The organism is Exiguobacterium sp. UBA6282, from assembly GCF_002440475.1.
GTDB lineage: Bacteria > Bacillota > Bacilli > Exiguobacteriales > Exiguobacteriaceae > Exiguobacterium_A.
In genome coordinates this window covers 5,643-26,992 of record NZ_DJUM01000024.1, presented here as the reverse complement: position 1 = coordinate 26,992, position 21,350 = coordinate 5,643, and the positions used below count along the sequence as shown (strand labels likewise).

At 48.3% G+C, this 21,350-nt stretch carries 23 protein-coding genes and 1 riboswitch; all 23 genes read right to left on the bottom strand.

The window, feature by feature from the left end:
- Window positions 1-11 precede the first annotated feature (11 nt).
- Complete coding sequence (locus B2751_RS07845; RefSeq protein ID WP_056062847.1) at window positions 12-389, bottom strand: YutD family protein; 378 nt, start codon at window positions 387-389, stop codon at window positions 12-14.
- A 95-nt stretch (window positions 390-484) separates the two neighbouring features.
- Window positions 485-1,384: a lipoyl synthase gene (gene lipA / locus B2751_RS07840; RefSeq protein WP_035406024.1), complete on the bottom strand. Its 900-nt coding sequence runs from the start codon at window positions 1,382-1,384 to the stop codon at window positions 485-487.
- A 61-nt stretch (window positions 1,385-1,445) separates the two neighbouring features.
- On the bottom strand, window positions 1,446-2,747 hold the full coding sequence (locus tag B2751_RS07835; RefSeq protein WP_035406022.1) for a bifunctional metallophosphatase/5'-nucleotidase: 1,302 nt from the start codon (window positions 2,745-2,747) through the stop codon (window positions 1,446-1,448).
- A 21-nt stretch (window positions 2,748-2,768) separates the two neighbouring features.
- Complete coding sequence (locus tag B2751_RS07830) at window positions 2,769-3,611, bottom strand: DUF72 domain-containing protein (RefSeq protein ID WP_290774111.1); 843 nt, start codon at window positions 3,609-3,611, stop codon at window positions 2,769-2,771.
- A 168-nt stretch (window positions 3,612-3,779) separates the two neighbouring features.
- The gene (locus B2751_RS07825) at window positions 3,780-4,853 is read right to left on the bottom strand and encodes an acyltransferase (RefSeq protein WP_290774108.1); all 1,074 of its coding nucleotides are present in this window, start codon (window positions 4,851-4,853) and stop codon (window positions 3,780-3,782) included.
- Window positions 4,854-4,998: 145 nt separating this feature from the next.
- Window positions 4,999-5,550: a dihydrofolate reductase family protein gene (locus B2751_RS07820; protein WP_290774105.1), complete on the bottom strand. Its 552-nt coding sequence runs from the start codon at window positions 5,548-5,550 to the stop codon at window positions 4,999-5,001.
- An 87-nt stretch (window positions 5,551-5,637) separates the two neighbouring features.
- Window positions 5,638-7,035 (bottom strand): Fe-S cluster assembly protein SufB, encoded by a 1,398-nt coding sequence (gene sufB, locus B2751_RS07815; RefSeq protein ID WP_023469154.1) that lies wholly within the window; start codon window positions 7,033-7,035, stop codon window positions 5,638-5,640.
- Window positions 7,036-7,071: 36 nt separating this feature from the next.
- Window positions 7,072-7,506: a Fe-S cluster assembly sulfur transfer protein SufU gene (sufU, locus tag B2751_RS07810; protein ID WP_023469155.1), complete on the bottom strand. Its 435-nt coding sequence runs from the start codon at window positions 7,504-7,506 to the stop codon at window positions 7,072-7,074.
- Window positions 7,496-8,719 (bottom strand): cysteine desulfurase, encoded by a 1,224-nt coding sequence (locus B2751_RS07805; protein ID WP_035396382.1) that lies wholly within the window; start codon window positions 8,717-8,719, stop codon window positions 7,496-7,498. The genes sufU and B2751_RS07805 overlap by 11 nt, the downstream gene beginning before the upstream one ends.
- A 1-nt stretch (window position 8,720) precedes the next feature.
- Window positions 8,721-9,998, bottom strand: a complete 1,278-nt coding sequence (gene sufD / locus B2751_RS07800; RefSeq protein ID WP_023469157.1) for a Fe-S cluster assembly protein SufD — start codon at window positions 9,996-9,998, stop codon at window positions 8,721-8,723.
- A gap of 18 nt (window positions 9,999-10,016) precedes the next feature.
- On the bottom strand, window positions 10,017-10,802 hold the full coding sequence (sufC, locus tag B2751_RS07795) for a Fe-S cluster assembly ATPase SufC (RefSeq protein ID WP_023469158.1): 786 nt from the start codon (window positions 10,800-10,802) through the stop codon (window positions 10,017-10,019).
- A gap of 133 nt (window positions 10,803-10,935) precedes the next feature.
- Complete coding sequence (locus tag B2751_RS07790; RefSeq protein WP_290774103.1) at window positions 10,936-12,186, bottom strand: MDR family MFS transporter; 1,251 nt, start codon at window positions 12,184-12,186, stop codon at window positions 10,936-10,938.
- A 79-nt stretch (window positions 12,187-12,265) separates the two neighbouring features.
- Entirely contained in the window at window positions 12,266-13,093 is an 828-nt protein-coding gene (locus B2751_RS07785; RefSeq protein ID WP_290752247.1) for a MetQ/NlpA family ABC transporter substrate-binding protein, read from the bottom strand.
- A gap of 32 nt (window positions 13,094-13,125) precedes the next feature.
- Window positions 13,126-13,791, bottom strand: coding sequence for a methionine ABC transporter permease (locus B2751_RS07780; protein WP_290774100.1), 666 nt, complete (start codon window positions 13,789-13,791; stop codon window positions 13,126-13,128).
- Window positions 13,788-14,810 (bottom strand): methionine ABC transporter ATP-binding protein, encoded by a 1,023-nt coding sequence (locus B2751_RS07775; protein WP_029342433.1) that lies wholly within the window; start codon window positions 14,808-14,810, stop codon window positions 13,788-13,790. The genes B2751_RS07780 and B2751_RS07775 overlap by 4 nt, the downstream gene beginning before the upstream one ends.
- Window positions 14,811-14,888: 78 nt before the next feature.
- A riboswitch (SAM riboswitch) is annotated at window positions 14,889-14,993 on the bottom strand.
- 57 nt (window positions 14,994-15,050) lie between these two features.
- On the bottom strand, window positions 15,051-16,217 hold the full coding sequence (locus B2751_RS07770) for a bifunctional cystathionine gamma-lyase/homocysteine desulfhydrase (protein ID WP_290752251.1): 1,167 nt from the start codon (window positions 16,215-16,217) through the stop codon (window positions 15,051-15,053).
- Window positions 16,210-17,124, bottom strand: a complete 915-nt coding sequence (locus B2751_RS07765; protein WP_290774153.1) for a PLP-dependent cysteine synthase family protein — start codon at window positions 17,122-17,124, stop codon at window positions 16,210-16,212. Before B2751_RS07765 ends, B2751_RS07770 begins: the two co-directional genes overlap by 8 nt.
- Window positions 17,121-17,585, bottom strand: a complete 465-nt coding sequence (locus tag B2751_RS07760; RefSeq protein WP_023469165.1) for an S-ribosylhomocysteine lyase — start codon at window positions 17,583-17,585, stop codon at window positions 17,121-17,123. The genes B2751_RS07765 and B2751_RS07760 overlap by 4 nt, the downstream gene beginning before the upstream one ends.
- Window positions 17,586-17,588: 3 nt before the next feature.
- The gene (locus tag B2751_RS07755; RefSeq protein WP_290774097.1) at window positions 17,589-18,227 is read right to left on the bottom strand and encodes a class I SAM-dependent methyltransferase; all 639 of its coding nucleotides are present in this window, start codon (window positions 18,225-18,227) and stop codon (window positions 17,589-17,591) included.
- 850 nt (window positions 18,228-19,077) lie between these two features.
- Entirely contained in the window at window positions 19,078-19,461 is a 384-nt protein-coding gene (gene gcvH / locus B2751_RS07750; protein WP_050678664.1) for a glycine cleavage system protein GcvH, read from the bottom strand.
- A 64-nt stretch (window positions 19,462-19,525) separates the two neighbouring features.
- Complete coding sequence (locus tag B2751_RS07745; protein ID WP_023469169.1) at window positions 19,526-19,888, bottom strand: arsenate reductase family protein; 363 nt, start codon at window positions 19,886-19,888, stop codon at window positions 19,526-19,528.
- A 34-nt stretch (window positions 19,889-19,922) separates the two neighbouring features.
- Window positions 19,923-20,375 carry a DinB family protein gene (locus B2751_RS07740; RefSeq protein ID WP_290774092.1) on the bottom strand — a complete coding sequence of 151 codons (453 nt, stop codon included), beginning with the start codon at window positions 20,373-20,375 and terminating at the stop codon, window positions 19,923-19,925.
- 75 nt (window positions 20,376-20,450) lie between these two features.
- Window positions 20,451-21,350 (bottom strand): acyl-CoA dehydrogenase family protein (locus tag B2751_RS07735; protein WP_290774089.1); only part of this gene is annotated, 900 nt, incomplete at its 5' end.

The following is a 21,350-nucleotide window of genomic DNA, read 5'->3' as shown; positions in this document are numbered from 1 at the left end:
TGACAGTTTGATTACTCGCCTTCCGTCTTGTCTGGTGCAGGTGCGAACTTCCGTTTCAACTTCAACGTATTGGATGAAGAACCGTCGAAGCGAGGTGGTGCTTCTTCTCCTTCTACCAATCCGACCTTCTTGACGATGAAATAGGCACATCCGAAGTTACAGTATTCGTAGAGATAATCAGCCACATGCGAAATCTTTGTATCGAATGTCGCTTTCTCGTGTTGATCCTCATAGAAGCCACGTAGTCGTAATTGACCGTGCCCCCAGTCGCCCACGATATAATCATATTTTTCAAGGACATCGCTGAAACGACCGATGAAGGCTTCTTCATTAAAGCCTTCCCGTTTCTCTTCGACGACTTCATAACGTTCCCGATTGACTTGTATCATTATTCCCACCTCCTGCTGTTCTTATCATAGCATATTCCATTTCTCCTGACAGACGAAAAACCGTCCGAGTCAGCTGCTCGAACGGTCGTTGATCGTTAGTCGATCGGAAGTGCTGTTTTATTCTTTTTCGCTGCGTTGACTTGCTCATCTGCATGATACGATGAACGAACGAGTGGACCAGCTTCACAGTGTGAGAAGCCTTTACCAAGCGCAATCTGTTTCAGTTCAGCGAATTCTTGCGGTGTATAGTACTTGATGACGTCGAGGTGCTTTTTCGTCGGTTGGAGATACTGACCGATCGTCATGATGTCGACGTTGTTTGCGCGAAGATCATCCATCGTTTCGAGAATCTCTTCCCATGTCTCACCAAGACCAAGCATCAAGCTCGACTTCGTTGGAATTTCAGGTGCGAGCTCCTTCGAACGACGAAGGAATTCAAGCGTCCGGTCGTATGTGGCTTTTGCACGAACAGTTGGTGTCAGACGGCGAACCGTCTCGATGTTATGGTTCATAATGTCTGGTTGTGCGTCAATCAATGTTTTCAGAGCTTCGAAATTCCCACCCATGTCTGAAGGTAAGACTTCGATTGATGTCTCCGGGTTCATCCGACGAACTTCACGAACCGTCTCAGCGTAAACGCCTGCTCCGAAATCATTCAGATCATCGCGTGCGACCGCTGTGATGACCGCGTGCTTCAGGTTCATCAAACGGACCGATTCCGCGACACGTTTTGGTTCTTCGAGATCGAGTTCGTTCGGACGTCCTGTCGTCACGGCGCAAAAACGGCACGCACGTGTACAGATACTTCCGAGGATCATGAACGTCGCCGTCCGGCGTACCGCCCAACACTCGTGGATATTCGGACACTTTGCTTCCTCACAGACAGTATGTAGCTTTTTCTCGCGCATCATACTCTTTAATTCTGTGTAGGTCTCATTCGTATTCAGCTTGATTTTCAACCATTCCGGTTTACGTTGGATTTCTCCGCGTCCCATGGTTTCGCTTCCCCCTTCATCCCCAAAAAGTCAATTAAGTCTGCTTTAGTATAACAAACAATCAGGGTTTGCGAACATGCAATTCATTATATTCCGACTTCTCCGATAAGCGTTCAAACAACAAATCACGCAACAATTCAGGCATGAAATATTCTTTTGGCATCTCTTTGATGGCCGGGAATAATGGACCGAACGTAAACATATCCGGCAAGACGACAGAATAATCGCGTGTTAGCTCAAGCGGTTGATGATCCGCCAAACCAGCATAATGCATCCGTCCCATCAACTTTCCTCGGAATCCAAGACCACGAACCTTTAAGTGCTCGAACTGTTCTTTGTTGACTTCATCGAGGAATGTTTGTAATTCCATTCCTGTCATCGTGACTTTACAAGGATTGATCGGATGTGGACAGAGTCGATGTAAATCAAAGGCAGAGACGGGACCTGGTGGAAGCGACCCGAGCAGAATACCGGCTGGTACACAAGCGATATCTGCCTCACACCAGTCGCGCATCGTCTCGACGAGCAACTGTGAAAACGGCGACTCACTGAACCAATCATTGGCTAGACCCGCTGTCTCGCCAATCGGTTCCTTCATCTGTTGTTCCGCCAGATATTGTTCTCGATCGAGTAATTTCGCTGTTGCCTCATCCTCAACGTAATCGTGTAGGGAATGAAGTACTGCTTCTTTCTCACCCGTATCCGTATTCATATAAATCTCACCCGCATACTGACCGTGTTTTCCGGCTTGCGTGATTAAGACACCGTTCTTGACGACACCATCATCGAGGACATGATGTGTATGCGCACCGATGATTAAATCAAGTTCTGGAAAGCGCATCGCAAGTTCTTCATCCTGATAAAATCCGAGGTGACTTAAACAAATCAGGACGTCGACTTCCTGGCGCAAACGTTCGATCTCGCGCGCCGCGACGTCAAATGGTTCTTCGATCGTCCAACCGAGTAATCCGTATAGTTCAATATAAGGTGCCGTCAGACCAAAAACACCGACTTTTCCCGTCGGTAACTCATGAATGACACCTTGCTTAGCGAATGGTGCTTCTAAATTCGAGACAAGGACTGGAAAGTCTGCTTCCGTATAGAGGTCTGCTAACCAGTCGTGCGGAAACGTAATCCCTTCATTGTTTCCGATCGTCACAGCAGTCGGCATCAACGCGTTCAATAAATGCGTATTAATTTTTCCTTTTGTCGCTTCCGTCGCTGGATCGACACGGTCAGCATGATCGCCTAAATCAAAAACAAGCGAATCATACGTCCGGTGTTCCTTGACGAATGACATGTAGCGAGGCCACATGTCGAAGTGTGAGTGCAAATCATTATAGTGAATGATGTGTAACTTCATGCAGAAGCCCCCCTTGATGATTTAAAACAAAGAGATTTGTCGCGGCGCGAGTTCATAGTCGAGATCAAGAATTTCGATTAATCGTTTCGCATTCGGGGCAGCATCTCCTGCTGAGTTGTTATTGAAAAAGACATAGACATCCTTTGCTTCCTCTGCAACGTCGCGGACGTGACTTGCAAGTTCCTGTAGCTCATCTTCTGAGTAACGATAGAGACAGCGGACTTTTCGCCAATCGTCACTACTTTGACCCGGTTTCTTTAACCAACCGGCCTTGTTTCGTCCATGTAATCGAATGAATGCCGTCTCCTGCGTCACGACAGGTACGAATGGTACGGAACCGTCTTCCGTCTGCGGTTCATCACAAATCGTATGGATGAACTGATGTTCCTTCAAAAAACGGAGCGTCCGCTCACGATAGGCTTCCGAGTACCACGATGGATTTCGGAATTCGATCGCGACTGGCAGTCCAGCAAGCGATTTTCGGATCGTTTGCAAGTATTCCAAGTGCAATTTACTGACATCGAACCATGGTGGAAGTTGGACAAGGATTGCCGCAATTTTTCCACTCTTACGCATCGGTTCAATCGACGTGATATATTGTTCAAAAATTGGTCCGAGCGGATCTTTATTTTCCCGGTCGTGCCCACTCATCGCGCGGTGGACCTTAATGATGAAGCGGAAACCGTCCGGTGTCTCAGATACCCATTTCTCATAGTTTCGTTCTGGTTGAATCGCATAGAACGTCGAGTCGACCTCAACTGCTGGAAAGTGCCCAGCATAGGCAGCTAGTTTTTCTTTTCGATCTTGCGGGGTCAAGTAGAGACTATCATGATCTCCCCAGCCCGTGACACCGATATATATCATGCTCTCTTCCCCCTCGCGTGTTCTATTCTACCTATTCATCATAGCATAGCAGAATCCAGGATTTCTTCTTCAATGCTTCCTAAGCAAACACTCTTTTTTCAGAAAAAAGACATCCCTCTCCTCCCTACTCATGCAGGAAGGAAAAGGATGTCTAGTTAACGATTTTCATTATGAAGCAGAAGTCTGTGCCTCAACGATTTTTGGAGCAGGCGCTCTTCGTTTCGGTACCGGAACGATATAGTTACCGTAGGGCAATAGACTGATGACATACGATACAGAAATCGAAGCTGCAAGCGTGACGATCATCGCACAAACGAACATACTCGCAGAGTCGAAGTAAGCAAAGAGATCTGTTCGACCGATTCCGCGGATGACGAGCGGATGAATCAGATAGATGCCCATCGAATGTGTTCCAATCGTTTGAAAGAGTCGCATTGCTGTCGCATCTCTCTGCACATATTGAAAAGCATAATTCAAAACGACAAGAACGAACGGGATATACACGAGGTTCGCAAGATTCGTAGAATTATAAATTCGGTTCAAATCAATACTGACCCAAATATCAACTAAAATCAATCCACTGATGAGCAACAAGATCGTCCGGTGACGTTTTAGAATCTGTTGTATTTCTTCATAATAAACAGCGTATGTAATTCCCATCATGAAATACGCGATCCAGTTAAGTAAGAAAGAGCGACTGTTGACGACTTGATTGAGGAAGTCGTTATTCGTCGTTAAGCTTCCTGACGTCAGCCAGAAATAGTTGACGCCCATCGCAACCACTGTTGCAACAAGTAGCATGGTTCCTTTCTTGAATCTTACGAGAAATGGAAAGACGACATAAAACTGAAGCACAGTCAAAATGAAGTACAAATGGAAGTTCGCCGTTCCATAAAGGAAGTACTCCGATAACGGCACACCCGGCTTCAAACTATCTTCTACATGAAAACGATACACGAGATAGACGGTACTCCAAATCAGATAAGGGATGAAAATTTTAGAAAAACGCGATTTAACGAATGTTCCAAGATTAAATCCTTTGCGCTGGACCATCGACATCAATAGAAAAGCACTGATGATGGCAAAAATCGGCGTACCGATTCGAGCAAACTGGTTGATATAACCGATTGCCTCGTTTGTAAATTCTCCTTGAGAATAATAGAGACCAGCGATGACATGGACAGCGACGACCAAAATTGCCGCAATCGATCGAATGACTGGAATTTCCTGATAAAATTTCATTTTTTCACACCTTAATCAGTTTTATAGATTTTTTACAAAAGTTATTATAATCTATTTTCGCCCATATTAAATGAAAATATCCAAATTTTATTGAATGTCACAAAAAAAGAATCTCTTTTGAAATAAGAGACTCTTTTTATAAAGACTAGATTTTTTCGTAAGATAACACGATACATCCCGATTTAAAGACGTGTGTCCCGACTAATCGTAGCGCTTGTAATTGATCAAACACTGGAAACATTCGTTTCCCATCTCCGAGTAGAACAGGATAGATCACAACATGATAGCGATCGACGAGTCCAAGCTCAATCGCTTCAGCAGCAAGTGTCGCCCCCCCGATCGCAATCTGCTTCCCAGGTAGGGCTTTTAGTGCTTGAAGTTCCTCGGCAAGCGACGTGGTCGCTAGACGTGCCTTTCCTTCGACAGCGTCGAGCGTTCGCGAGAAGACGATCTTCTCAAGCGCCTGCCACGTTTTCGCATACTCAACGACAATCGGCTCGTCTTCTTGATCCGCTGTCTCCCAGTACTGCATCATTTCATACAAACGACGTCCATAGACATGGGTATCGAACGCTCTCTCATAATCGTTGAAGTATTGATGCAGTTCCGCATCCGGTGAAGCGAAATCGATGCTGCCTGACGCATCCTCGATATAACCGTCAAGCGAGACTTGAAAGGAATAAACGATGTCACGCATAGTAACCCCTCCTTTTTCCCTCCTATACCCGTTTTCCTCCAACCATGAAAAAAACTCCCTCATCCGCAGATGAGAGAGTAAGACGAATTATCCGATTGAACCTTCCATCTCGAACTTGATGAGACGGTTCATTTCGACCGCATATTCCATTGGAAGTTCTTTTGTGAACGGCTCGATGAAGCCCATGACGATCATTTCCGTTGCTTCCTCTTGTGAAATCCCGCGGCTCATGAGGTAGAACAATTGCTCTTCCGAGACCTTCGAGACTTTCGCTTCGTGCTCGAGCGAAATGTTATCGTTGAGGATTTCGTTGTACGGAATCGTATCCGACGTCGATTGGTTATCCATGATGAGCGTATCACATTCGATGTTCGAACGTGCACCTGTCGCTTTACGTCCGAAGTGAACGATACCGCGGTACGTGACTTTACCACCGTGTTTTGAGATCGACTTCGAGACGATCGTCGACGACGTGTTCGGTGCTAAGTGAATCATCTTCGCACCCGCATCTTGGTGTTGGCCTTTACCAGCGATTGCGATCGACAATGTCATACCACGTGAACCTTCACCTTTAAGGATGACGGCTGGGTATTTCATCGTCAGTTTCGAACCGATGTTACCATCGACCCATTCCATCGTTGCGCCAGCTTCACAGATCGCACGCTTCGTAACGAGGTTGTAGACGTTGTTCGCCCAGTTTTGGATCGTTGTATAACGGCAGTAAGCGTTTTTGTTGATGAAGATCTCAACGACCGCTGAGTGAAGCGAGTTCGTCGTGTAGACCGGTGCTGTACATCCTTCGACGTAGTGAACCGATGCTTCGTCATCAACGATGATCAACGTCCGCTCGAATTGACCCATGTTTTCCGAGTTGATCCGGAAGTAGGCTTGAAGCGGCGTGTCGACTTTAACGCCTTTTGGTACGTAGATGAACGATCCACCTGACCAGACCGCTGTGTTCAGTGCTGCGAACTTGTTGTCTGTTGGCGGGATCAATTTTCCGAAGTACTCACGGAAGATATCTTCATTTTCTTTTAGGGCTGTATCTGTATCTTTGAAGACGACACCGATTTCTTCGAGGTCTTCTTTCATGTTGTGGTAGACAACCTCTGACTCGTACTGAGCCGAGACACCTGCCAAGTATTTTTGCTCTGCTTCAGGGATACCGAGCTTATCAAACGTACGTTTGATTTCTTCTGGTACTTCATCCCACGATTTCTCTGCACGTTCAGACGGCTTGACGTAGTACGTGATGTCGTCGAAGTTCAATTCTGAGAGATCGCCGCCCCACGCTGGCATTGCTTGTTCGTTGAAGATCTTGAGTGATTTCAAACGGAAATCAAGCATCCATTGTGGTTCTTCCTTCATTTTCGAGATCGTTTCGACGACTTCAGTCGTCAAGCCACGTCCAGAACGGAAGATCGAGATATCGCGATCGTGGAAACCATATTTATAATCGCCAATTTCCGGCATGTTCTTTGCCATGTTCATTTCCTCCTCTTACTTGCTTGTGACCGAAGTTTACTTCCCTTCTTCTACGCCGCGTTCGAGCGCCTTCCAGGCAAGTGTCGCACATTTGATGCGTGCCGGGAATTTCGTGACACCCGAGAGTGCCTCAACGTCCCCGAGGTCGAACGATTCGTCATCATAGTCTTTTCCTTGGACCATGTCCGAAAAGATATCCGCGAGTCGTAAGGCTTCTTCGATAGTCTTACCTTTGACGAGTTGCGTCATCATTGAAGCAGACGCCATGCTGATCGAGCAGCCCTCCCCGTCAAATTTCGCATCACGGACGACATCGTCTTCAATCGCGAGCTGGAGACGAATCGTATCGCCGCACGTCGGATTGTTCATGTCGATCGTGACGCCCCCCTCGATCGCACCGCGATTTCGGGGAGTTTTATAATGATCCATGATCACTTGACGATACAAGTGATCGAGATTGTTAAAATCCATGACTGAAATACTCCTTCGTTTGGCGAAGTCCTGTCACGAGTGCGTCAACCTCTTCTTTCGTGTTGTAGAGATAGAAGCTAGCGCGAGCCGTCGAGCTCGCTCCGAGCCAACGCATCAAGGGCTGTGCACAGTGGTGACCGGCGCGAACCGCGATTCCCTGCATATCAAGGACGGTTGCGACGTCATGTGCATGGACATCACCGAGATTGAACGTGACGAGTCCAACGCGTTCTTCCGGACCGTAAATCGTGAGTCCGTCGATGTCACGCATTTGTGCCATCGCATACTGCGCGAGTTCACGTTCGTGTGCTTCGACGTTCTCTAGACCAATCTCTTCTAAGAAATCAATCGCTGCCGATAAACCAACGGCACCTGCAATGATCGGTGTACCCGCTTCGAAACGATATGGAGACGGTTTGAACGTCGACTCTTCAAGACCGACGTAATCAATCATCTCACCACCGAATTCGACCGGTTCCATCGCATTGAGTAATGCCTTTTTCCCGTAAAGAACACCAACGCCTGTCGGACCACACATCTTGTGTGCGGAGAAAGCGAGGAAGTCACAGTCGAGATCCGTGACATTAATCCGTTGGTGTGGTGCACTTTGCGCAGCATCGACGACCATGACGGCACCACGAGCGTGCGCAAGACGAGCGACTTCTTTGATCGGATTGATTGTACCGAGAACGTTCGAGACGTGTGCCATCGCGACGATTTTCGTCCGGTCGGACAGTTGTGCTTCGACCGCTTCGACCGTTACGCGACCATCTGCTGTCAAATCAACGTATTTCAACTTCGCTTTTTTGCGTTTAGCGACTTGTTGCCACGGAATGAGATTCGCATGGTGTTCGAGGTACGTGACGACGATCTCGTCGCCTTCTTCGACATGCTCCATCCCGTAGCTTGACGCGACGATGTTGATCGCCGTCGTCGTGCCGCGGGTAAAGATAATTTCTTCATGGTGTTGCGCCTGGATGAAACGACGAACGTTCTCACGCGCACCTTCGTACGCATCCGTCGCTCGTGTTCCGAGCGTATGGACGCCACGGTGCACATTCGAATGAATCGTCTTATAGTAGTCGTCAATCGCATTGATGACGACGAGCGGCTTCTGCGACGAGGCCGCACTATCGAGATAGACGAGTTTCCGGTCGTTGACCTGTTGGTCGAGGATCGGAAACTGATTGCGGATGGATGCATCGATTCCCATATTAGTTTACTTTCCCTTCGATGACTTGAACGAGACGTTCTTTCACCGAGTCAATCGCAAGTTCCGAGACGACTGGCTGGAGGAAACCGTGAACGACGAGGCGTTCTGCTTCCTTCCGTGAAAGACCACGGCTCATCAAGTAGTAGAGTTGTAATTCATCGACACGACCGACAGATGCCGCGTGTCCTGCCATGACGTCATCCTCATCGATTAAGAGGATTGGGTTTGCATCACCACGTGCCTTTTCCGACAACATGAGGACACGTTCCGTTTGAACGCCGTTTGATTTCGAAGCGCCGTGATGGATCATCGACGTTCCGTTGAAGATTGATGTTGCTGCGTCTTTTTGGACACCGTGGATCAAGATGAAACCTTCTGATCCTTTACCGAAATGGTCCGTACGGACGTTGAAGTTTTGTTTTTGCTCTCCACGACCGACCGTAACGGCTTTCGTATCTGAGAACGAATCGTTTCCGACGAGGTGTGTTTTTGTTTCTGTGACCGTGTGACCGTCATTCATGTGACCGAGTGCCCATTCGAGCTTCGCGCCTTGTTTGACGACACCGCGACGGTTCATATACGTGATGGCACCCTTAGATAGTGTATCTACACCACCAAAGAGAACTTTTGCGTTGTCTTCGACGAATACTTCTGTGACGACGTTGACGTTATGCGCTTCGTCACCGTAAGAGACGAAGTTTTCGATATACGTCAATTCGCTGTCAGCATCTGCAACGATGATTGCGTGATGGTAAAGGGCAGCGCCTGATTGCTCAAGCGTGTAGATTGCTTGCATCGGTACAGACAGCTTGACGCCTTTTGGTACATAAAGGAACGTACCGCCGTTACGAAGTGCTGCGTTTAATGCCGCAAGACGATCTTCGTTGACTTGAACACCTTCAGTCATGAAGTACTTCTCGACGAGTTCCGGGTGTTGTTTTAATGCGTCTTCGAGCGTCGTGAAGATGACGCCGTTCGCCGCTTCACTGTTTTGCGCGTGGACGAGTTGTCCGTTACGCGTGACGAGCATGTGATCACGGTTTTCGCCGATCAATGCTTCGATATCTGAAGAAAGACCAGTGACGGTTTCAAGTTCCGTCGTACCTTCTGTGAAGTTCCAGCCTTCGATCTTGATTTTTTCTACTTTTGGCAATGCGAGCGTTGGGGCAAGATCAAGCGCGTCTTGACGCTTTGCGACCATCCAAGATGGTTCCCCTAAGCGAGTCGCACGTTCTGCCACTGCCTCGCGATTTACTGCAAGATTCAGTTCTACAGTCATCATGCTTCCTCCCTCGTCTTACGCTTTTGTTTCGATTTCGACGTCTTCGATGCCGAGTTCTTTTTTAACCCAGTCATAACCTTCTGCTTCGAGACGGTGTGCGAGTTCTTTACCGCCAGACATGACGATTTTTCCGCCCATCATGATGTGGATGAAGTCTGGCTCGATATAGTTCAAGAGACGTTGATAGTGCGTGATGATCAAGCAGCCGAATTCAGGTGAACGCATTTCGTTGACACCTTTTGCAACGACTTTAAGTGCATCGATATCAAGACCTGAATCGATTTCATCGAGAATCGCGATTGCTGGTTTAAGCATCATCATCTGAAGAATTTCGTTACGTTTCTTTTCTCCACCAGAGAAACCTTCGTTGAGGTAACGGTGTGCCATTTCTGAAGGCATCTCGAGAAGACCCATTTGTGAATCAAGTTCACGGATGAATTTCATGAGTGAGATTTCATCGCCTTCTTCACGACGCGAGTTGATTGCTGAACGAAGGAAGTCTGAGTTCGTAACACCACTGATTTCGCTTGGGTACTGCATTGCGAGGAACATACCTGCTTGTGCGCGTTCATCGACTTCCATGTCGAGGACGTCTTCGCCGTCGAGTGTGACTGAACCAGATGTCACTTCGTACGATGGGTGACCCATCAATGCTGATGCGAGTGTTGATTTACCTGTCCCGTTTGGTCCCATGACCGCGTGGATTTCCCCGCCTTTGATTTCCAAGTTGACGCCTTTCAAGATTTCCTTGCCGTCGATCGCGACGTGTAGATCTTCAATCTTCAAGTGTGAAGCCTTCATGTTAGAATCCCTCCATCTATTCATTTCGTGACTGACGATTCAGAACACGAGCGTTACTAATTTAGTATCATTCTAATCTTAAAGAAACATGGCGTATTATTCAAGCGTCATCGCTCGTTGTTTTTTCTCAAAATCATGCGTTTTGTTGAGAATCATTCGAAAGTTTCACCGGTTCCTCCAGTTCCTCGATCGTCGAAGTCCGATGAATCCGTTGTGACAGTAGGAGCAGTGGTATTCCGAATAATGTCAAGCCCGCTAAAATCCCGAAAATCGGTAACGGACGGTCCGCTCCATATAAACTTAATAAATGTCCGCCGGCAATTGGACCGATTGATTGTCCGATCGACGTCAAGCCCATTGCCCCGAAATAACTGCCCCTTAATTCCGGCTTCGCAAAGCGATCAGTCAAGATGTCGGTCATCGTGAACATCATCACTTCCCCGCACGTGAAGATGAACATCGCGACGATCATCCACCAGATCGCGTTTGCATTCCCCATGACGAACAGTCCGATCGCAACAGTCGCAATCCCGGTCGTGATCGAAACGAGCGGTGACGTCTTGACGCCAAACTTCATGATCGGATACTGCACGATCAAGACGGTGATCGCATTGATCGTGATTAAGATCGCATAGAGTGTCTTCCCGCCTTCAAGGAGTGACGTCTCCGTCAAGAATTGCGGCAAGGTCGAATTGAACTGGCTGTAGCCGAAGACCCCGAAGATGATGCCGGCGAGTGCCAGCGTAAAGGCGATATCCGTCCGCAACAGACGAACCGTCGCTCCGAACGAGACCTTCTTGCCACCATGTGTCTCAGTGATTGGATGACGTTTAAATAAGAATCCAATCATCACCCCGTATGCCATATAGACGAACGCCGTGATGTAAAACGTTGCGGACGTATTCCCCGCACTCAGCAGTAAGGCAATTCCTGGTCCGATCGCAGCTGCGATGTTGATCATCGCGTAACGGATATTGAAGACGAACAATCGGTTCGCTTCGTCCGTCGTATCACTGATCAAGGCACGAGCGGATGGCTCAAAAATCGAACGACAGACTCCGTTCAAGGCACTGAGGATGAAGAATGCCCAGAACGTCTCGACTTGCGCGAGTGCGATGAAGACGATCGCGAACCCGATCGTTCCGGCGAGCATCATCGCCCGGCGACCATACCGGTCCGACAATGTACCGCCGATGAAACTCATAACGAGACTGGCGATCGCCGAAATACTGAGAACCCAGCCGACATCGACCGGATCAAACTTCAGAACGGTCGTCATGTAGATAGCGAAAAATGGCATCGTAATGAACGTTCCGAGACGTGAGAAAAACGTCCCGAACAAGACCCCGATTGTCAACGGATGCAGTTGACGTATGCGTTGCATATGATTCCCCCTAACCCCTGTTTCAGACAAATGAAAAGCATCCTTCCATTATATAGGAAGGATGCCGGCTTCGGTGAACTTATTTGCTGACTGGAACGACCGCACCTTTGTACTTGTCGAGAATCCAATCTTGGTTTTTCTTCTCGTGCAGCACGTCAAGAAGTGCTGTGACACGTTTGTCTTTCTCATCGCCGTCACGTGTGACGATGATGTTGACGTATGGTGAAGACTCATCTTCTGACGCGATCGCGTCTTTCAACGGGTTCAAACCGTTATCGATCGCATAGTTCGTGTTGATGAGGACGGCGTCGCCTTCATTGTTCTTGTAAGCTTGCGGAAGAAGCGATGCTTCGATGTTCGTCTTGAACTTGAGTTTCTTCGGGTTCTCCGCGATGTCACCGAGTTGCGCGTCTGTCGTTTTACCGTCTTTGAGTTTGATTAATCCTTCGTTTTGAAGGAACGTCAAGACACGACCGCGTTCCGCGACGTTTGAGCTCGTTAAGATCGTTGCACCGTTTGGTAACTTATCAAGTGACTTGTATTTCTTCGAGTAGATACCGAGTGGCTCAACGTGGACGCCACCTGCGTTCGCAAACTTATACGATTTGTTTTCTTTCTCTTGTTGCTCGAGATACGGTACGTGCTGGAAGTAGTTCGCGTCGAGTTCTTTTTCAGCGAGCGCTTTGTTCGGAAGCACGTAATCTTGGAACTTCTTGATTTCAAGCTTGTAGCCTTTTGCTTCATATTCCTTTTTGACGTGTTCGAGGATCTGAGCGTGCGGTACGTTCGAAGCACCGATGACGAGTGTCTTGTCGTCGCTTCCTGATGATTTTTCGCCACAAGCAGCAAGACTGATTGCTAAGACGGATACAGCGGCAGTACCTACGAATTTTTTCCAAACTTTCATGAATGATTCCTCCAATATGAATAAAATTTGAATTAACGTTTATCGATTGCTCGGATCAGTAAGTCCCCAATGATTTGGATGACGAAGACGATCGCTAAGATTAAGAGTGTCGCAATGACGATGACATCGTTTTGAGAACGCTGGAATCCTTCGATGAAGGCCATGTCCCCGAGTCCACCTCCGCCGACTACTCCGGCCATTGCCGTGTAACCGACAAGTGCAACGAGTGTAACCGTGATACCAGAAACGATAGCAGGCAATGCTTCTGGGATTAAGACTTTGTAGATGATTTGGAACTTCGTCGCGCCCATCGATTCAGCTGCCTCGATGACACCTTTATCGACTTCGCGAAGTGCGAGTTCAACCATCCGACCGTAGAACGGTGCGGCTCCTAAAATCAGTGCCGGTAATGCTGCTGTTGGTCCGAGGAACGAACCGACGACTGCTTTCGTAAATGGAATCAATAAGATCAGTAAGATGATGAACGGAATCGAACGGAAGACGTTAACGATCAAGCTCAAGATCGAATAAAACGCCCGATTTTTGAACAACAATTCTTCATTTGTCGCAAACAATAATAAACCAATGATCAAACCGAGAATGAATGTCGAAAGACCAGCGACTGCCGTCATATAGATCGTACTGCCTGTCGCTTCCCACACCATGTCCCAGTCTAGGTTGTCAAAGAATGAAATCATCGGTGATCCACCTCCACTTCAACATCACTGGCTTGAAGCTTCGTGATGACCGCTTGTGTTGCTTCTGTTTCCCCGATTAACTGAATGAACAGTGTACCGAGCGCCCCTTCCTGTGATTGACCGACGTTTCCCCCGATGATATTGAACAGGACGGGTGAATCCTTCATGACTTCCGCGAGGATCGGACTTTCCGCCGTCGATCCGACGAACGTCAACTGAACGATTTTTCCGGTTGGGTAGCGTTCGCGGAGTTTCGCGAACGTCAACTCGTTTTCCGATGGCGACGTCAATTGTTTGACGAATTCCTTCGTCATCGCTTGCTTCGGATGACGGAAGACTTCTGCGACCGGTCCTTGTTCGACGATTTTACCGGCCTCCATGACGGCGACCCGGTGACAGATTTTTTGAATGACGTGCATCTCGTGTGTGATCAAGACGATCGTCAGTTTTAATTTTTCATTGATGTCGACGAGTAACTCAAGAATCGAGTCCGTCGTCTTCGGATCGAGTGCACTTGTTGCCTCGTCACATAAGAGAACGTCCGGGTTCGATGCGAGTGCCCGAGCGATACCGACACGTTGCTTTTGACCACCCGATAATTGCGACGGATAGGCTTTTTCACGTCCATCCAAACCAACGAGTTGAATCAGTTCCGCAACTCGTTCCTTACGGCGAGCCTTCGGGAAGCCACCGAGTTCGAGTGGGAACATGATGTTTTCTTCAACAGTCCGTGACCAGAGTAAGTTGAAGTGCTGGAAGACCATCGAGACATTCTTGCGGACGCCTCGTAATTCTTTTGGTTTCAGTGATGTCATTTCGACACCATCGATTTGAATCGAACCACTCGTTGGTGCTTCGAGCATATTCAACAATCGGATCAAGGTCGATTTCCCTGCTCCGGAATAACCGATTATTCCAAAAATTTCACCGCGCTCGATTGTCAGATCGACATTCGCGACGGCTTCGACCGCTCCGCGCTTTGAGCGATAAATCTTTCCTACGTCTTGTAAACGAATCACAACTGTCCCTCCTAAAATAAAAAAAGTGCGCGCGTTTTAGAGCAAACGCGCGCACTTTTCAGTACACAAAACCATTTGCTCTCATCTCCCAGACTTTTGTCTGCTGGAATTAGCACCACTTCGGATTAGATCCGCGGTTGCCGGGTTTCATCGGGCCAGTCCCTCCACCACTCTCGATAAGAGTTTCGGTATTAAGTTTGTAGAATATATTCTGAATATTAGCAGGGGTTATTTTTGTTGTCAAACAGTTTTTTCAGAAACTTTTTCGAGGAACGTGAAAGCACGTGTTAAGTCTTCTTTCAAATCTTCCGCATCCTCAAGTCCAACTGAAATCCGAACGAGACCGTCCGTGATGCCGAGTTCTGCCCGACGTTCTGCTGGGATCGACGCGTGCGTCATCCGTGCCGGAACGGAAATCAGGCTCTCGACGGCACCAAGACTCTCAGCAAGTGTGAAGAAATGTGTCGCCTCGACGAGTTTTTCTGCGTTCGCTGCTGAACCGACATCAAAGCTGATCATCCCACCAAATCCAGTCGCTTGTTTCGCTTGGATGTCGTGACCAGGATGCGATGCAAGTCCTGGGTAGAAGATGTTCGAGACGATGTCTTGCGCTTGCAAGAACGCAACGAGATCATGGGCTGTCTCTTCGATCGCATCCATCCGGATACCGAGTGTACGAAGACCACGGACGAGCAAGAAGCTGTCTTGCGGTCCAAGCACGCCGCCTGTCGAGTTTTGGATGAAGTGCATCTCTTCGCCGAGCGCATCATCTTTGACGACGACAAGTCCAGCGACGACGTCCGAGTGTCCGCCGATGTATTTCGTCGCACTGTGCAAGACGATGTCTGCACCGAGCGCGAGTGGTTGTTGATGATATGGTGTCGCGAACGTGTTGTCGACGACGAGTTTAAGATCGTGACGTTTGGCGATCGTTGCGATCGCTGCGATGTCCGTTACTTTCAACAACGGGTTCGTCGGTGTTTCGACGTAGACGATCTTCGTGTTGTCTTGGATCGCTGCTTCCGTTGCTGCAAGGTCCGTCGTATCGACGAATGTCACTTGAATGTTGAACTTCGGTAAGACGCGTTGCATCAAGCGGAACGTACCACCGTAGACATCATCTGTCATGACGATGTGGTCGCCAGACTCAAGCAAGTGGAAGACGGCATGAATCGCTGCCATCCCAGAACCGAAGGCAAAACCACGTGCGCCACCTTCAAGATCCGCAATCAATCGTTCGATGCTCGTCCGTGTTGGATTCGCTGTCCGTGAGTATTCGTATCCGTCTTTGAGTTGACCGATTTTATCTTGCTTGTATGTGCTTGTTTGATAGATCGGAGGTGTGACGGCTCCTGTTGCCCGGTCGACACCTGTTCCTCCATGAATCAATGCTGTCTTCTTACGCATGAGTTTCGTCCACCTTTTCAAAGATTTGTTGGCTTAAATAGCGTTCGGCACTGTCTGCGAAGACGGTGACGATCGTACTGCCGGGGTGACGCTTCGCGATATCAAGCGCAGCAACGAGCGCTGCACCTGCTGAACTACCGACGAGTAATCCTTCGCGAGCAGCAAGTGTATGGACCGCATCAAACGCATCGCGGTCAGAAATCGTATGAATCTCATCAACGAGCTCACGTGGCACGAGACTTGGCCATTTTGCTGTTCCAATACCTTCTGTCTTATGCGGACCGGCTGGACCACCGTTTAAGACGGAGCCTTCCGGTTCGACGATCGCTGCTTTTGTACCGAGACGTTGTTTTAAGAAGTCCGCTGTTCCGGCGAACGTACCACCTGAACCACAACCGGCAACGAACCAGTCGATATGCGGCAAGTCCGCAATCAGCTCAGGACCGAGTGTCCGCTGATACGTGACTGGGTTCTCTTCGTTTTCGAATTGTAACGGAACGTAACTGTTCGGAATTTCCTGACCGAGTTCTTTTGCCCGGTCGATGGCCCCTTGCATATCGAGTTCAGTCGGCGTGTTGACGACGGTTGCGCCGAGTGCCCGCATCAACGTCTGTTTTTCCTGACTGAATTTTTCCGGAACGACACAGATGACTTGAAGATCATNNGCGAGCGCCAAGCCGATGCCGGTATTCCCGGCTGTCGGCTCGATGATCGTACCGCCTGGTGTCACATGTCCGTTTTCGATTGCTGCATCAACGAGTTGAATGCCAAGGCGGTCTTTGACGCTGCCCCCAGGGTTCATCCATTCGAGCTTCGCCAAAATGCGCGTACCAGCAGGCAAATCGAATGAAGTGATCTCGTAGAGTGGTGTGTTTCCGACGAGGTCGCGGACGTTGTTCGCGATCATCCGAAGACGATGTCCCATTCATCACGACCGGCAAGCATTTTCTCGGCATAGTGCTTCGCTCCTTTGAGGTCATGTGCGCTCGCAAATCCACATTGGACTTCGTTTTGCGCTGGAATCTCTTCTGCTGCGAGGACGTCTTTCAACGTCTTCTCAACGAGTTCGCTCATTTTTTCGACCGAGTCGAAGTTCATCATCGCCATATAGAAACCTGTTTGGCATCCCATCGGCGAGACATCGATGACATCATCCGAGTAGTTACGGATGTTTTCAGCAAGTAAGTGCTCGAGTGTGTGCATCGCACGCATCGGCATTTGCTCAACGTTTGGTTGCGTGAAACGGATATCGTATTTGACGACTTGGTCGACTTTACCTTCTTTATAACCCGCGACGCGGATATAAGGTGCTTTGACTTTCGTATGATCCAGGTTAAAGCTTTCGACGTTCATTTTTTGAAGTGCCATGATTTATTCCCCCATTTTCTCGGCTTCTACGAGCCAGACGAAGTGATTGTATTGTATAAATTTAACAGTGAATCCTCGTGATGTAAACAATTCTTCCATGACTGGAATCAACGGGTAAAACTCGCGTTCGAGATCTTCCGCTAACGCATCAAACCCTTGAGCACGTGCTTCACGGATCGTTTGCAGGCGTGCCTCTTCTGAGACGAACATCGTATCCGCGTAGACGATTTTTCCGTCTGCCGGTAAATGTGATGCCATCAGTTCGATTGCTTCTCCCTTTTCCTCATCTGTTAGATGATGAAACGCATACGTCGAAACAAAACTGCGTGCTTCCTTCGCCTCGAACGAGAGGAAGTGACCGTCTTGTACATCAAGTGACGGAATCTTTTCCGTCAGGATTGCCCGCATCTCCGGACTTGGTTCGACGGCGAGTACGGCGTCGTGACGTGCCAGAAGACGTTGTGTCAGGTTCCCTGTGCCTGCTCCGAATTCAATGACCGGCGACTGCGCTTTATCCGCTACTGTATCCAAAATCTCATCGTATCGACGAAAAACCTCTTTATACTCCGGATCATGTCCGGTTACTGTCTCGTCATACGTTGATGCCCATTCTGTGAAAACATCCATAAAACGTACTGTCATGCCTTGTCGTCCTCCATCTCACCAGTTAATTCCGAGTAATCGGATATGAATTAAAGTAATTTCCTTATTCGCATTGTAGCAAGGAGATTCTATCCTGGCAAGCGACCGGCTTGAAAAACTTCCAGAAAACAAAAAAAGGCGTTGCCGGCGAACCGACAACACGAATAATGTGGTTAGAAATGCTACGAAGGAAAACCCAGCTCCATTCGGAATTGTTCGCTCTTCCGCGTGGAGGACGGCGCCTGTTCGACATGATCGCCAGCTTACGTTCACTTCTTGATCAGTCCTTTCGATCCACCACCTATCTATTGCACCGCTTCGTCTTTGGGGGACGACTTAAGGGGAAACAATACACGGGCTTAGGATGGGATAAAGGGTTCAAGACTTGAAGCGTATTGAACGATCACCTCTGCTAGACTTCCTATAATGCATTTCTAGAAGTTGTTATGAATATACCATTCATATTTCTACGTTGTCAACGGATTATTGTAAATATTCCGACAATTTAACAAAAAGAAAAATCCGTTTGGACTTTTCTTAACGTTCTTGACAGAAAGCGAAGACGTTTTGGACGGACTGGAAGGCATAAAGTCGCTCTACGACTTGATTTTTTTCAATTCGCAATAAAGCGGGTACGCTCATGACACGGGCTTCTTCTANNCGAGCATTCGTTCCGCGATGGCGCATGTCCTGCACATCGGTGCATAGACATACAATAGCCCGTTTTCCGGGACGGTCGTGACTTCTTGCATGACGGTCGCTCCTTTCTTCGTGGTATCTGTCGTCAGTATACAAAAAAAAGAGAGCGGACGAAACGCAAGCGCCTCGTTCACTCTCTTTTCGTTAAGTATTACTCGTTGATCATCGATTTGTATGCTGCAGCATCCATCAATGCTTCGACTTGTGATGCATCTTCGATTTCGATGTCGACCATCCAAGCGCCTTCGAATGGTGACTCGTTGACGAGTTCTGGGGAATCTGAAAGGTTTTCGTTGATGGCAACGACTTTACCAGTGATCGGTGCATATAGTTCCGAGACTGTCTTGACCGACTCGACTGAACCGAATGGCTCGTTTGCTGTGATCGTATCCCCGACTTCAGGCAATTCGACGAAGACGATATCCCCGAGTTCGTGTTGCGCGAAATCCGTGATTCCGATGCGCGCCTTGTTTCCTGATACTTCGACCCATTCATGTTCTTCCGAATAGCGTAAGTTGTCTTTTACTTGACTCATTTCCGATTCCCCCTGTGGACTAATTTGGACTAACGTGTTCAGTATACCAAAATCGACTCTGAACTTAATACCATTTTCCTTGATACATTTCTTCTTTGAAGCCGATCGTGACGTCTTTTCCGTCTGTAACGATCGGACGCTTCAGTAACATGCCGTCACTTGCGAGCAACTTGTATTGCTCGTCTTCCGATAACTCAGGGAGTTTGTCCTTGATCCCTTGCGAACGGTATGATTGACCGCTCGTGTTGAAGAATTTCTTCAACGGCTCTCCACTCTTTTGATGAAGTTCCTGGATCGTCGTTGCAGATGGCGTTTCCTCGACGATATGTTTGTAGTCCACTTCGACACCGTGCTGTTCGAGTGCTTTTTTGGCTTTGACACACGTACTACATTTCGGATAGCCGTACATCGTGACTGTTTTTGTCATGTTCCTCACCTCACCTTCAAGAGTAGCAGATGGATCACTTCTGCTTCAAGCGTGCGAGCGCCCCGTCGATCTGATCTTGATGATGGGCGTCATGGGCGACGAACGACTCGACGAATTCTTGCGGTCGGAAATTCTCATAGGTCGCCGCAAATTGCTCATCAGACAGACGATCGAGGTGATTGACGATGTCACGCCGGACGCTGATTGCTTTCTTCAATAAGGCGAGCGGATCGATATGATGCGCATATTCGACCGCCAGTCGATTGAACTGATCAAAATCTGTCTCGACCAGTGTCAGCGATTCATCCGGTAATTTCGAGATGGCATGATCGTAATAAAACCGGTCCCATAAATATAGATGACTGACGCACTCAAGGACGGTCCACTTGTTAAGCGCAAGCGGCAGATCCCATTCTTCCGGCGACAAACGTTCAAGGGATTGATAGTAGGCAATCGCAAATTGCAGTTCAACCAATTCTTGGCGCATCTCGTTTTCCTCCTCCAACCAAAAACTTCGCCTTTACAGAGATTTTCCCTGCAAAGGCGAAGCGGTAAACCTGACTTAGACCGTATATTTGTTTGACTCGATGAGGCGTTTTGCGATGTCGCGTTTCGTACCGATGACGTTGATCGGCTGATAACGGCTGAATTTTTTCAGCGCTGAGAGCAACATCCGGAGTTCGTCGCCGCTTGCTGCCGCGTAGAGTGTCTCTTTCGCGTCACGCTCGACAGCTTCGAACGCTTGTTGTGCGAAGACTTCCGTGTAACGGACTTTCAGTTCGCTCTTCTCGATTCCTTTGTCAGCAATCGCTTTGTCCGTCCGGACGATTGCTGACTCTAGCGCATAGATCGCACTCATGATGTCGGCTGTATTCGCTAAAATTTCTTGCTCACCTTGGAGTTTGTCCTGGTATTTTTGGACCGCTGTTCCGGCAGTCAACAAGAAGATCTTCTTCATCATCGCGAGTAAGTGGCGTTCGCGATCAAGTGGTGCTGTTCCGATGTCTGTCGGCATGAAGCTCATCACTTCTTGTTGTAGACGCTGTGCTTCCGCAAGCAACGGCAACTCGCCTTTCATCGCTTTCTTCAGTAGTGTTCCTGGGACGAGGAGACGGTTGATCTCGTTCGTTCCTTCGAAGATCCGGTTAATCCGTGAATCACGGTACATGTTCTCGACTTCATATTCTGCCATGAAGCCATAACCACCGTGGATCTGGACCGCTTCATCGATGACATAATCAAATGTTTCCGAAGCGAAGACTTTATTCATTGAGCATTCGATTGCGTACTCCGCGATTGCATCGGCGATTTTCTTACCGTCCTTGCTCTCTTCTTCTGACAACTGATCGAGGCTGTCTTGGAACAGACCACCTGTCCGGTAGACCGAACTTTCCATCGCATACGTCTGTGCTGCCATCGTCGCGAGTTTTTCTTGAATCAATGGGAACGAGCTGATTGGTGT